12 protein-coding genes are annotated in these 12803 nt (G+C 71.3%); all 12 read left to right on the top strand.

Translation table 11 applies throughout. From position 1 onward, the window contains the following. Nucleotides 1-591: biotin/lipoyl-containing protein (locus AB0D85_RS25085; RefSeq protein ID WP_362324100.1), on the top strand; the 591-nt coding region annotated here is incomplete at its 5' end. Between the two features lie 81 nt (nucleotides 592-672). Beyond that, complete coding sequence (locus tag AB0D85_RS25080; RefSeq protein WP_362324097.1) at nucleotides 673-2142, top strand: FAD-dependent monooxygenase; 1470 nt, start codon at nucleotides 673-675, stop codon at nucleotides 2140-2142. A 32-nt stretch (nucleotides 2143-2174) separates the two neighbouring features. After that, nucleotides 2175-2504 carry a TcmI family type II polyketide cyclase gene (locus AB0D85_RS25075; protein ID WP_362324094.1) on the top strand — a complete coding sequence of 110 codons (330 nt, stop codon included), beginning with the start codon at nucleotides 2175-2177 and terminating at the stop codon, nucleotides 2502-2504. After that, on the top strand, nucleotides 2501-3772 hold the full coding sequence (locus tag AB0D85_RS25070; RefSeq protein WP_362324091.1) for a beta-ketoacyl-[acyl-carrier-protein] synthase family protein: 1272 nt from the start codon (nucleotides 2501-2503) through the stop codon (nucleotides 3770-3772). The genes AB0D85_RS25075 and AB0D85_RS25070 overlap by 4 nt, the downstream gene beginning before the upstream one ends. Further along, nucleotides 3769-4989 (top strand): ketosynthase chain-length factor, encoded by a 1221-nt coding sequence (locus AB0D85_RS25065; RefSeq protein WP_362324088.1) that lies wholly within the window; start codon nucleotides 3769-3771, stop codon nucleotides 4987-4989. Before AB0D85_RS25070 ends, AB0D85_RS25065 begins: the two co-directional genes overlap by 4 nt. Before the next feature lie 26 nt (nucleotides 4990-5015). Then, a complete protein-coding gene (locus AB0D85_RS25060; protein ID WP_362324085.1) occupies nucleotides 5016-5285 on the top strand; it encodes an acyl carrier protein in 270 nt (89 codons plus the stop codon). 46 nt (nucleotides 5286-5331) lie between these two features. Continuing rightward, nucleotides 5332-6132: a 3-oxoacyl-ACP reductase FabG gene (fabG, locus tag AB0D85_RS25055; protein WP_362324082.1), complete on the top strand. Its 801-nt coding sequence runs from the start codon at nucleotides 5332-5334 to the stop codon at nucleotides 6130-6132. A gap of 22 nt (nucleotides 6133-6154) precedes the next feature. Continuing rightward, nucleotides 6155-7090 carry an aromatase/cyclase gene (locus AB0D85_RS25050; protein WP_362324079.1) on the top strand — a complete coding sequence of 312 codons (936 nt, stop codon included), beginning with the start codon at nucleotides 6155-6157 and terminating at the stop codon, nucleotides 7088-7090. Nucleotides 7091-7092: 2 nt separating this feature from the next. Then, nucleotides 7093-9459 (top strand): SDR family oxidoreductase, encoded by a 2367-nt coding sequence (locus AB0D85_RS25045; protein WP_362324076.1) that lies wholly within the window; start codon nucleotides 7093-7095, stop codon nucleotides 9457-9459. 42 nt (nucleotides 9460-9501) lie between these two features. After that, on the top strand, nucleotides 9502-10926 hold the full coding sequence (locus tag AB0D85_RS25040) for an MFS transporter (protein WP_362324073.1): 1425 nt from the start codon (nucleotides 9502-9504) through the stop codon (nucleotides 10924-10926). A gap of 7 nt (nucleotides 10927-10933) precedes the next feature. Continuing rightward, nucleotides 10934-12523: an acyl-CoA carboxylase subunit beta gene (locus AB0D85_RS25035; RefSeq protein WP_362324070.1), complete on the top strand. Its 1590-nt coding sequence runs from the start codon at nucleotides 10934-10936 to the stop codon at nucleotides 12521-12523. Between the two features lie 11 nt (nucleotides 12524-12534). After that, a complete protein-coding gene (locus tag AB0D85_RS25030; protein WP_362324067.1) occupies nucleotides 12535-12765 on the top strand; it encodes an acyl-CoA carboxylase subunit epsilon in 231 nt (76 codons plus the stop codon). The last annotated feature ends 38 nt before the right edge of the window (nucleotides 12766-12803 follow it).

Genomic DNA, 12803 nt, shown 5'->3' with positions numbered 1-12803 from the left:
CAGCGCGCCGCCCGCGCACTGGACGAATTCACCGTCGAGGGCATGGCCACCGCGATCCCCTTCCACCGGGCCGTCGTCCGCGACCCCGCCTTCGCTCCCGAACTCACCGGCTCCGCCGACCCCTTCACGGTCCACACCCGCTGGATCGAGACCGAGTTCGTCAACGAGATCAAGCCCTTCACGGTCCCGGCATCCGATACCGACGCCGAGGCCCAGGACGAGACGGGCCGCGAGGCGGTCGTCGTCGAGGTCGGCGGCAAGCGCCTGGAGGTCTCGCTGCCCGCGTCGCTCGGCATGACCCTGGCCCGCACCGGCCTGGCCGCCGGCGCCAAGCCCCGGCGCCGGGCGGCGAGGAGGTCCGGCCCGGTCGCGTCGGGGGACAGCCTCGCCTCGCCGATGCAGGGCACGGTCGTCAAGGTCGCCGTCGAGGAGGGCCAGGAGGTCAAGGAAGGCGAGCTGATCGTCGTCCTGGAGGCCATGAAGATGGAACAGCCGCTCAACGCGCACAAGGCCGGCACCGTCAAGGGCCTCGCCGCCGAGGTCGGCGCCGCCCTCACCTCCGGCGCCGTGATCTGCGAGATCAAGGACTGACACAGCCGCACCCCTACCACCATGCGTCCGGCACCTCAGCGGAACTCTTTTGTCAGGTTCAGAACAATTCATGGAGGGTACATGGACACGCAAGTCATCGTTGTCGGCGCCGGACCGGCCGGAATGATGCTCGCCGGGGAGCTGCGGCTGGCCGGGGTCGACGTCGTGGTACTGGAGAAGCTCGCCCGGCGGACCGGTGAATCGCGGGGCCTGGGGTTCACCGCACGCACGATGGAGGTGTTCGACCAGCGCGGGCTGCTCTCCCGCTTCGGTGAGATCGAGGTCAGCGACCAGGGGCACTTCGGCGGTCTGCCCGTCGACTTCGCCGTCCTGGACGGAGCGCACCAGGCCGCCAAGACCATCCCTCAGTCGCACACCGAGACGGTTCTGGAGGAGTGGGTCACCGAGCTGGGCGGTGACATCCGGCGCAGCCACGAGCTGCTCTCCGTCAAGGACGCCGGAGACCGTGTCGAGGCGGAGGTGCGCGGTCCCGACGGGACGCACCGGTTGACCGCGCCCTACCTCGTGGGCTGCGACGGCGGACGCAGCCTGGTGCGCAAGTCCGTCGGGTTCGGCTTCCCCGGGAGCGCCGCGACCATGGAGATGTTCCTCGCCGATGTGAAGGGGCTCGACCTGGCCCCGCGCATGATCGGTGAGACGCTGCCTGGCGGCATGGTCATGGTCGGCCCGTTGCCGGGGGGAATCACCCGGCTGATCGTGTGCGAGCGCGGCACCCCGCCGCAGCGGCGCGAGGTCCCGCCGTCGTACGACGAAGTGGCGGCGGCCTGGAAGCGGCTGACCGGAGACGACATCTCGCACGGCGAGCCGGTGTGGGTCAGCTCCTTCGGAGACGCCACCCGCCAGGTGACCCGCTACCGGCAGGGCCGTGTCCTGCTGGCCGGTGACTCCGCGCACATCCATCTGCCGGCCGGCGGCCAGGGGATGAACACCAGCATCCAGGACGCGGTCAACCTCGGCTGGAAACTGGCTTCCGTGGTCCGGGGCCGGATGGACGAGGCGCTCCTGGACACGTACCACGACGAGCGGCATCCGGTCGGGCAGCGGCTGCTGATGAACACCCAGGCGCAGGGGCTGCTCTTCCTCAGCGGCGCCGAAGTCCAGCCGCTGCGTGACGTGTTCACCGAACTCATCCGGTACGAGCCGGTCAGCCGCCATCTGGCCGCCATGGTCAGCGGTCTGGAGATCCGGTACGACATCGCCGCCGGCGCCCACCCGCTGCTCGGCCGCCGGATGCCGCAGCTGCGCCTGACGAGCGGCACCGGTCCCGACAGCAGCACCGAGGCCCTGCACAGCGGCCGCGGGGTGCTGCTCGACCTCGGCGACAACGCCGTACTGCGCCGCCGGGCCGCAGGCTGGACGGACCGGGTGGACGTGGTCACCGCGGCGCCGCAGACCCCGCCGGACGACGGTTCCCTGGACGGCACGGCGGCCGTCCTCATCCGCCCCGACGGCTATGTGGCCTGGGCCGCGCCCGGCAGCCACAGCGACCTGCCGACGGCCCTGGCGCGCTGGTTCGGTCCCGCGCGCTAGCCCCCGTACATCCCGAGAAAGAGGAAGACACCATGCACAGCACCTTGATCGTCGCCCGGATGGAGCCCGGCGCCGGTGCCGAGGTCGCCCGGCTGTTCGGCGCCTTCGACGAGACGGAGATGCCGCACCTGATGGGTACCCGGCGCCGTCAGCTGTTCTCGTACCGCGGCCTGTACTTCCACCTCCAGGACTTCGACCAGGACAACGGCGGCCGGCTGATCGAGGAGGCCAAGACGGACCCGCGGTTCATCGGGATCAGCGAGGACCTCAAGCCGTTCATCGAGGCCTACGACCCCGCGACCTGGCGTTCGCCCGCGGACGCGATGGCGACCCGTTTCTACCACTGGGAGGGTTCCGCGTGACCGGGCGCAGGGTGGTCATCACGGGAATCGGGGTCGTCGCCCCCGGCGGGATCGGGGTGAAGGACTTCTGGAGTCTGCTCAGCGAGGGCCGGACCGCGACCCGGGGCATCACCTTCTTCGACCCCTCGCCGTTCCGGTCCCGGGTCGCCGCGGAGATCGACTTCGACGCCGAGGCGAGCGGGCTGACCCCGCAGGAGATCCGGCGGATGGACCGGGCAGCCCAGCTCGCGGTCGTCGCCACCCGGGAGGCGGTCACGGACAGCGGTCTCGACGCCGGGGCCCTGGACCCGTACCGGATCGGTGTCACCATCGGCAGCGCGGTCGGGGCGACCATGGGCCTCGACCAGGAGTACTGCGTGGTCAGCGACCGGGGACGGCTCGACCTGGTGGACCACGAGTACGCCGTACCGCATCTGTACAACTACTTCGTCCCCAGCTCCTTCGCCGCCGAGGTCGCCTGGTGCGTGGGCGCGCAGGGGCCGAGCACGGTGGTGTCGACCGGCTGCACCTCGGGCCTGGACTCGGTAGGGCATGCGGTGGAACTGCTGCGCGAGGGGTCGGCGGACGTGATGATCGCCGGCTCCTCGGACGCCCCGATCTCCCCGATCACGATGGCCTGCTTCGACGCGATCAAGGCGACCACCCCGCGCGACGAGGAACCCGAGCGCGCCTCGCGGCCGTTCGACGGCACCCGCAACGGGTTCGTGCTGGGTGAGGGCTCCGCGGTGTTCGTCCTGGAGGAGCTGCAGAGCGCCAGGCGGCGCGGAGCGCACATCTACGCCGAGATCGCCGGCTACGCCTCCCGCTGCAACGCCTTCCACATGACCGGACTGCGTCCGGACGGGGCGGAGATGGCCGAAGCCATCCGGGTGGCCCTGGACGAGGCCCGGATCGACGGCGAACGCGTCGACTACATCAACGCGCACGGCTCCGGCACCAAGCAGAACGACCGGCACGAGACGGCCGCCTTCAAGAAGAGCCTCGGCGAGCACGCCTACCGCACACCGGTCAGCTCCATCAAGTCCATGGTCGGGCACTCGCTCGGCGCCATCGGCTCGATCGAGATCGCCGCCTGCGCCCTCGCCATGGAGAACAACGTCGTTCCCCCCACGGCCAATCTGCGCACGCCCGACCCCGAGTGCGACCTGGACTATGTGCCGCTGACCGCGCGGGAGCACCGCACGGACACCGTCCTCACGGTCGGCAGCGGCTTCGGCGGTTTCCAGAGCGCGATGGTGCTGACGCGGGCCGAAGGGGGCACCCGATGACGGCATCGGTCGTGATCACCGGGCTGGGCATCGCCTCTCCCAACGGCCTGGGCAAGGAGGAGTACTGGGCCGCCACCCGCACCGGTCGTGGCGGTATCGGTCCGGTCACACGGTTCGACGCCTCGCCCTACCCGGCCCGGCTGGCCGGGGAGGTGCCGGGTTTCACGGCGAAGGAGCACCTGCCGAGCCGGCTGCTGCCGCAGACGGACCGGATGACCCGGCTCGCCCTGGTCGCGGCCGACTGGGCGCTGGCGGACGCCGGCATCAAGCCCGAGGACACCGAGGCATTCGACATGGGTGTCGTCACGGCCAGTTCCTCCGGCGGCTTCGAGTTCGGCCAGAACGAGTTGCAGAAGCTGTGGGCCAAGGGCAGCCAGTACGTCAGCGCGTACCAGTCCTTCGCCTGGTTCTACGCCGTCAACAGCGGTCAGATCTCCATCCGGCACGGAATGAAGGGGCCCAGCGGTGTTCTGGTGAGCGACCAGGCGGGCGGCCTCGACGCGGTGGCACACGCGCGCCGTCAGATCCGCAAGGGCACCCGGATGATCGTTTCCGGGGGCATCGACGCCTCCGTCTGCCCGTGGGGCTGGGTGGCTCAGCTGGCCGGCGGGCGCCTCAGCACGGCGGACGATCCCGGCCGCGCCTATCTGCCGTTCGACGCCCGGGCCGCGGGCCATGTGGCCGGTGAGGGCGGCGCGATCCTGATCATGGAGCGGGCCGCGGACGCACACGAACGCGGAGCCCGGGTGTACGGCGAGGTCGCGGGTTACGGCGCCACCTTCGACCCCAGGCCGGGCAGCGGACGTGAACCCGGCTTGCGCAGGGCGATCGAGCTGGCCCTGGCCGAGGCGGGCTGCGCGCCCGACGACGTCGACGTGGTGTTCGCCGACGCGGCGGCGATGCCGGAACTGGACCGGGCCGAGGCCGAGGCGCTCCGCACGGTTTTCGGTGCGGGCGGGGTGCCCGTCACGGCGCCCAAGACGATGACCGGCCGGCTGTACTCCGGGGCGGCCCCGCTCGACCTGGCCACCGCCCTGCTCGCGATGGAGTCCGGGCTGATTCCCCCCACCACCAACGTCGACCCCGATCCGAGCCTCGGCCTCGACCTGGTCACGGACGCCGCCCGGCCGGCCCGGGTGGGCACCGCCCTGGTGCTGGCCCGAGGGTACGGCGGTTTCAACTCCGCGCTGGTGCTGCGGAGTTCTCTCAGCGACTGAACCCGACGCAAAGGAAGGAGCGAACGGTGGACACTCGGCCGTTCACGATCGACGACCTCAAGCGGATCCTTCTGGAGGGCGCCGGCGCCGACGAGAGCGTGGACCTCGACCGCGACATCCTCGACACCCAGTTCGAGCAGCTGGGCTACGAGTCCCTGGCTCTGCTGGAGACCAGCAGCCGCATCGAGCGCGAGTACGGCATCACCCTCTCCGACACCATCCTGGCCGACGCGACGACCCCGCGTCTGCTGCTCGACGCCGTCAACGCCCGTCTGACGGACGGCGCCGCGGCCTGAGCCACAGTCACCTCGCCCGACTCGCCCATCGCTCACGGGAGCAGCCATGCCAACGGACACGCACCACATCCAGGACCAGAGGGTCGCCCTCGTCACCGGCGCGACCAGCGGAATCGGCCTCGCCGTCGCCCGGCTGCTGGCCGGTCAGGGGCACCGGGTCTACATCGGCGCCCGCAACACCGAGACCGTCGCCTCCACCGTCAAGAAGCTGCGGGAGGACGGTCTGGAGGTCGACGGCACGACCCTCGACGTCCGTTCACCGGACGGCGTCGAGGAGTTCGTGCGCGCCGCCGTGCAGCGTTACGGCACCGTCGACGTGCTGGTGAACAACGCGGGCCGCAGCGGCGGCGGGGTCACCGCCGACATCGCCGACGAACTGTGGGCCGACGTCATCGACACCAACCTCAACAGCGTCTTCCGGATGACGCGGGCCGTCCTCAACGCGGGCGGCATGCGCGGCAAGAGCCGGGGCCGGATCATCAACGTCGCCTCCACGGCCGGGAAACAGGGTGTCGTCCTCGGCGCCCCCTACTCGGCCTCCAAGCACGGCGTGGTCGGCTTCACCAAGGCCCTCGGCAACGAACTGGCGCCCACCGGCATCACGGTCAACGCCGTCTGCCCGGGCTATGTCGAGACTCCCATGGCCCAGCGGGTGCGCCAGGGCTACGCGGCGGCCTACGACACGTCCGAGGACACGATCATGGAACGCTTCACCGCGAAGATCCCGCTCGGCCGGTACTCGACCCCCGAGGAAGTGGCCGGTCTCGTCGGCTACCTGGCGTCGGACACCGCGGCCTCCATCACGGCCCAGGCCCTCAACGTCTGCGGCGGACTCGGCAACTTCTGAACCCTCCCGAGGAGAAGGTGTTATGACGATCCGTCAGGTCGAGCACGAGATCACCGTGGCGGCGCCCGCGGCCGAGGTCTACCGTCTCATCGCCGAGGTGGAGAACTGGCCGCGGATCTTCCCGCCCACCATTCATGTCGACGTGGTCGAGCGGACCGGCGCCGAGGAACGCATCCGGATCTGGGCCACCGCGAACGACGCGGCCAAGAACTGGACCTCCCGCCGCGCCCTCGACCCCGAGGGCCTGCGCATCCGCTTCCGGCAGGAGGTCTCCGCGCCCCCGGTGGCCGCCATGGGCGGCAGCTGGATCATCGAGCAGCTTCCGTCCGGGGGGTCCCGGATCCGGCTGCTGCACGACTACCGGGCCGTCGACGACGAGCCGGAGGGCCTGAAGTGGATCGACGAGGCCGTCGACCGCAACTCACGCTCCGAGCTGGCCGCGCTCAAGACCAACGTCGAACTCGCCCATGCCTCCGCCGAGTTGGCCTTCTCGTTCGAGGACAGCGTGCGGATCGAGGGAGCCGCCAAGGACGCGTTCGACTTCGTCAACGAGGCGGGGCTATGGGTGGAGCGGCTGCCGCACGTGGCTTCCGTGCGCTTCGCCGAGGACACACCCGGGCTGCAGATCCTGGAGATGGACACCCGGGCGAAGGACGGCTCGGTGCACACCACCAAGTCGTACCGCGTGGCCTTCCCGCACCAGAAGATCGTGTACAAGCAGGTCACGCTGCCCGCGCTGATGATCCTGCACACCGGCTACTGGGCCTTCGCCGAGACCGACGGCGGGGTCACGGCCACCTCCCAGCACACAGTGGTGCTCAACTCGGCCAACATCGCCCGGATCCTGGGTGCCGAGGCGACCGTCGCGGATGCCCGGGCGTATGTGCACGGGGCGCTGAGCACCAACAGCCGTGCCACCCTCGGCCACGCCAAGGACTACGCCGAGAGCAAGCGCTGACCGTGGCCGCTCTCGACAGCGACGTCATCGTCGTAGGAGCGGGCCCGGTCGGTCTGCTGCTCGCCGGCGAGCTGCGGCTCGGCGGGGCCGGGGTGGTCGTGCTGGAGCGCCGGGCGGAACCGGGCACGGAGTCACGGGCGTCCACCCTGCACGCCCGCACGATGGAGATCCTCGCCGGGCGCCGGCTGCTGGACCGGTTCGGCTCCCTGCCGAACGACGTCATGGGGCACTTCGGAGGCATCCCGCTCGACCTGACCCTGCCCGGGCCGTATCCCGGGCAGTGGAAGGTCCCGCAGACCCGCACCGAGGCCATCCTCCGGGAATGGGCGCTGTCCCTGGGCGCCGATCTACGGCCCGGCCACGAGGTGACCGCGCTGACCGTGCACCGGGGCCATGTGGAGGCCGAGGCCTCCCGCCCCGGCGGGACGACGGTCCGTGTGCGTGGCCGGTATCTCGTCGGCTGCGACGGCGAGCACAGCACCGTACGGCGGTTGACGGGGGCCGCCTTCCCCGGCGAGGAAGCACGCCGGGAGCTGATCCGCGCCGACGTGGCCGGCATCGACATACCCGCGCGGCGGTTCCAGCGGCTGCCGCGTGGCCTGGCCATCGCGGCCCGCAACCCGCAGGGCGTGACCCGGGTGATGGTGCACGAGTTCGGCAGCACAGCCGGGCAGCGGTCCGGGGCGCCGGAATTCGCGGAGATCCGCGACACATGGCGGCGAGTCACCGGGGAGGAGATCGGGCACGGGACCCCCCTGTGGGTGAATTCGTTCGAGGACACCGCCCGGCAGCTGGACCGCTACCGCAAGGGAAGGGTGCTGTTCGCGGGCGACGCCGCCCACCAGCAGATGCCGATCGGCGGCCAGGCCCTCAACCTCGGTCTCCAGGACGCGGTCAACCTCGGCTGGAAGCTGGCGCTGGAGGTGGCCGGGCGCGCTCCTGAAGGGCTGCTCGACACCTATCACGCAGAACGGCACGCCGTCGGTGCCCGGGTTCTCGCCAACATCAGGGCCCAGGCACTGCTGCTGCTCGGCGGCCCCGAGGTCGAGCCGGTGCGTGCGGTCGTGGCCGAACTCGTACGCCACGACCCGGTCCGCGAACACCTGGCCGCGATGATCTCCGGCCTCGACATCCGCTATCCCACGGGCACCTCCGACGAGCGCCACCCTCTCCTCGGACTCCGCCTCGCCCACGGGCGGCGCGGTCACGGAGCCCGGGGCCTGCTGCGGCTCCGCACCGGTCCGCCCCACCGGGCGACCGCGCTGCGGCGGGCTCTGGCTCCGTGGAACGACCGGGTGGACACCGTCGTCGACGGTCCTGCGCCGGGGACACCGGATGCGGATACGACCGTACTGGTGCGACCGGACGGCCATGTGATGTGGGCCGACCGGTACGACGCGCAGGACGAGGGCGCGGCGGTGGACGAGGCGGGTCTGCGCACCGCGCTGCGGCGCTGGTTCGGCGAGCCGGACTCCCTGGACACCGCCCACGACATCACACGCCGGACGCGCCCCGATCCGGCCCTGGCAGATTCCCCGGCGGCGCCCTCGTCCCCACCGGCGGCCACCCCCTCACTCATGACCTCACACAGGAGAGAGGCACACATGGACAGGTTCGCGGGCAAGACCGCGCTGGTGACCGGCTCCAGCCGGGGTATCGGGCGGGCCATCGCCGTACGACTGGCAGGCGAAGGCGCGCTCGTCGCGGTGCACAGTTCCGGCGGGGGCCAGGCGGCGGACGACGTCGTCGCCGCGATCGAGAAGGACGGCGGCCGGGCCTTCGCCGTACGGGCGGAGCTTGGGGTGCCCGGTGACGTCCACGAGCTCTTCCTCGGTCTGGAGCAGGGCCTGAAGGAGCGCACCGGCTCCGTCGAGCTGGACATCCTGGTGAACAACGCCGGGATCATGGGCGGTGGGGTCGCGGTCGAGGAGACGGCGCCCGAGCAGTTCGACCGGCTCTTCGCCGTCAATGCGAAGGCACCCTTCTTCACCATCCAGCGGGCACTGCAGAACCTCACCGACGGCGGGCGCATCGTCAACATCTCCTCGGGGCTGACGCACTTCGCCAACCCGGAGGAGATCGCCTACGCGATGACGAAGGGTGCCGTCGAGCAGCTGGCCCTGCACTTCGCCAGGTACCTCGCACCGCGCGGCATCACCATCAACAGCGTCGCGCCCGGCATCACCCGCAACGGCAACCCCGTCTTCGGCATCCCCGAGGCCGTCGAGCAGATGGCCCGGCTGTCGGCGTTCGGCCGGGTGGGCGAGCCGCAGGACGTCGCCGACGTGGTGGCGTTCCTGGCGAGCGACGACGCCCGCTGGGTCACCGGCGCGTTCCTCGACGCCACCGGAGGCACCCTCCTCGGCTGACCCCTCGCCGACCATCCCCGCGCCCTTGTGAAAGGAGTCCGGATGAACCCCGCGACCAACGCCCAGGCTTCCCTCGGTCCTCCGGTGGCCGGGCGTTGGGACCTCCGGCTGTGGGGGCTGCTCTCGGTCCTGGCCGGGAACATGCTCATCGACGCCATCGAGGTGTCGGCCATGATCGTGGCGCTGCCCTCCACGGGCCGGGACCTCGGTCTGCCGCCGACCGGTTCTCAGTGGCTGATCACCGGATTCGCCGTCGGTTTCGGCGGACTCACCCTCTTCGGCGGACGTCTGGTGGAACTGCTGGGCCGACGGCGGGTGTACCTCTGCGCGCTGCTCGGTTTCGCCGCCGCGTCCCTGGCCGGCGCGGTGTCCGACGAGCCCGTCGTGCTGGTGGCGGCCCGGGTGCTGAAGGGATTCTTCGCCGCCCTCACCGCACCCACCGGTCTGGCGATCATCGCGTCGGCCTTTCCGCCCGGCCGGGACCGGGACCGCGCCGTGTCGGTGTACGCCTTCTTCGGCGGTGCCGGCTTCACGGCGGGCCTGATCCTGTCGGGGCTGCTGACCACGGTCGGCTGGCGCTGGACCTTCGTCTTCCCGGCGCCGGTGGTCCTCGTCCTGTTCGCCTTCGCGGCACGGCTGGTACCCGGGGACCGTCCGGTTCCAAAGGCCCCGCGGCACTTCGGCGTCGGGGGAGCGCTGGCCCTGACCGGAGCCCTGCTCTGTCTGGTCCAGGGCATCGTCTCGGTGCCGCGGCACGGCTGGACCGACGTGCGGACCACGGGTCCGCTGGGGCTCGCCGTGCTGCTGACGGCAGCCCTGGTCGCAGCCGAACGCACCGCGCCACGCCCCCTGATCCGGGGGCGGCTGCTGCGCAACCGTACGCTGGTCCGCTCGATGGCCGGGGCCGCCGCGCTCAACGGCGTCAACCTGGGTCTGCTGCTGATCCTCACCACGAGGCTGCAGGACGGCCTCGGTTGGTCGCCCCTGCGCACGGCGCTGGCCTTTCTGCCCGCGAGTGCTCCCCTGGCCGTCACCGCCCTGTTCTCCCGTCGGCTGATCGCCCGCTACGGCACCGCCCGGCTGATCGCACTGGGGGCGCTGGGCCCGGCGGCCGGCGGCGCCCTCTGCCTGCGGCACCCCGTGCCGGGAAGCTACGTCACGGACGTACTGCCGACCATGCTGCTGCTCGGCGCCGGGTTCGTGCTCGCGTTCCCCGCACTGAATACGCAGGCCACCTCCCGGCTGACGGCCGTCGACCGGCCGGCCGGCGTCGGCCTCTACCAGAGCGCCGTGCAGATCTCCGCGGCCGTCGTGCCGGCCCTGGCCGCCGCGCTGACCGCCGGCCGGTCCGACGACCGGCCGGCGCTCTGGCTCGTCACCGCCGTCAGCCTCGCCGGGGTGGTGGCCGGGGTTCGCGGACTGCGGGCCCGGCCCGGCCGGACCGAGACCCCCTCCACAGGAGAGTGAGACACCCATGTCCGTCACCGATACGACCCCGGCCCGGGGCGCCGACTGGACGCTGTACGGGCGTCTGGAGGAGCTGCGGCTGATCAAGGAGGCGGCCCGGCAGGGCCCGGACGCCGCCGCCACCGAGCGACAGCACGCCAAGGGCAAGCTGACCGCGCATGAACGGATCGAGCTCCTTCTCGACCCGGGCTCCTTCCACGAAGTGGAGCAGCTGCGCCGGCACCGTGCGGTCGGCTTCGGTCTGGAGGCCAAGAAGCCCTACACCGACGGTGTCATCACCGGCTGGGGCACGGTCGACGGCCGTACCGTCTTCGTCTACGCCCATGACTTCCGGATCTTCGGCGGCGCGCTGGGCGAGGCCCACGCCACCAAGATCCACAAGATCATGGACATGGCCATCGCGGCCGGTGCGCCCCTGGTCTCCCTCAACGACGGCGCGGGCGCCCGTATCCAGGAGGGCGTCAGCGCCCTCGCCGGCTACGGCGGCATCTTCCAGCGCAACACCAAGGCGTCCGGCGTCATCCCGCAGATCAGCGTGATGCTCGGCCCGTGCGCCGGTGGCGCGGCCTACTCGCCCGCCCTCACCGACTTCGTCTTCATGGTCCGCGAGACCTCGCAGATGTTCATCACCGGCCCGGACGTCGTCAAGGCGGTCACCGGCGAGGAGATCACCCAGAACGGCCTCGGCGGCGCCGACGTCCACGCCGGTGTCTCCGGGGTGGCGCACTTCTCGTACGACGACGAGCACAGCTGTCTGGAGGACGTGCGCTTCCTGCTCTCCCTGCTGCCGTCCAACAACCGGGAACTGCCGCCCTCGACCACGTCCGAAGACCCGCACGACCGGCCCGGCGACGCCCTCCTCGACCTGGTCCCGGACGATCCCGGCCGGGTCTACGACATGCGCGCGGTCGTCGAGGAGATCGTCGACGACGGCGAGTTCTTCGAGGTCCACTCCGCCTGGGCGGGCAACGCCGTCTGCGCGCTGGCCCGGCTCGGCGGCGAGGTCGTCGGGGTCGTCGCCAACCAGCCGGCCGCCACCGCGGGCGTGCTGGACATCGAGGCCAGCGAGAAGGCGGCCCGGTTCGTGCAGTTCTGCGATGCCTTCAACATCCCGCTGGTCACGCTGATCGACGTGCCCGGTTTCCTGCCCGGCATCGACCAGGAGCACAACGGCATCATCCGGCACGGCGCCAAACTGCTCTACGCCTACTGCAACGCCACCGTGCCGCGGGTCTCCGTGGTGATCCGCAAGGCATACGGCGGGGCCTACATCGTGATGGACTCGCGTTCCATCGGCACCGACCTGGCCCTCGCCTGGCCCGGCAACGAGATCGCGGTGATGGGCGCCGAGGGCGCCGCGAACGTCATCTTCCGCCGGGAGATCAACGGCGCCGACGACCCGGACGCGGTACGGCGCCGGAAGATCGAGGAGTACCGCGCGCAGCTCATGCACCCGTACTACGCCGCCGAGCGCGGCCTGGTCGACGACGTCATCGACCCCCGCAGGACCCGCGAGATCCTCATCGCCTCCCTCGCCATGCTGCGGGACAAGCACGCCGAACTGCCCTCCCGGAAACACGGCAACCCTCCCCTGTGAAGGAGACCTTCATGCCGGACATCCAGGTCCACCGGGGCCACGCCACCCCCGAGGAACTCGCCGCGCTGGTCATGGTGCTGCTCACCCGGTTCGCCGCGACCGCGCCGACCGGGACGCCCCGGCACCGCGCGCCCAACTGGCACCGCCTGGAGCGTGCCCTGCGCCACAGCGGTGCCCGTGGCTGGAGCCGGGAGCGCGGGGCGGCCCGCCCGCTCTCGGGCAACTCCTCGGGCAGGACTTGACTTCAACCTTGGTTCAACTTTCAGACTCGGCGAACAGC

It is taken from the genome of Streptomyces sp. NPDC048277, from assembly GCF_040652235.1.
Lineage (GTDB): Bacteria > Actinomycetota > Actinomycetes > Streptomycetales > Streptomycetaceae > Streptomyces.
This window is presented reverse-complemented; position numbering and strand designations above follow the sequence as displayed.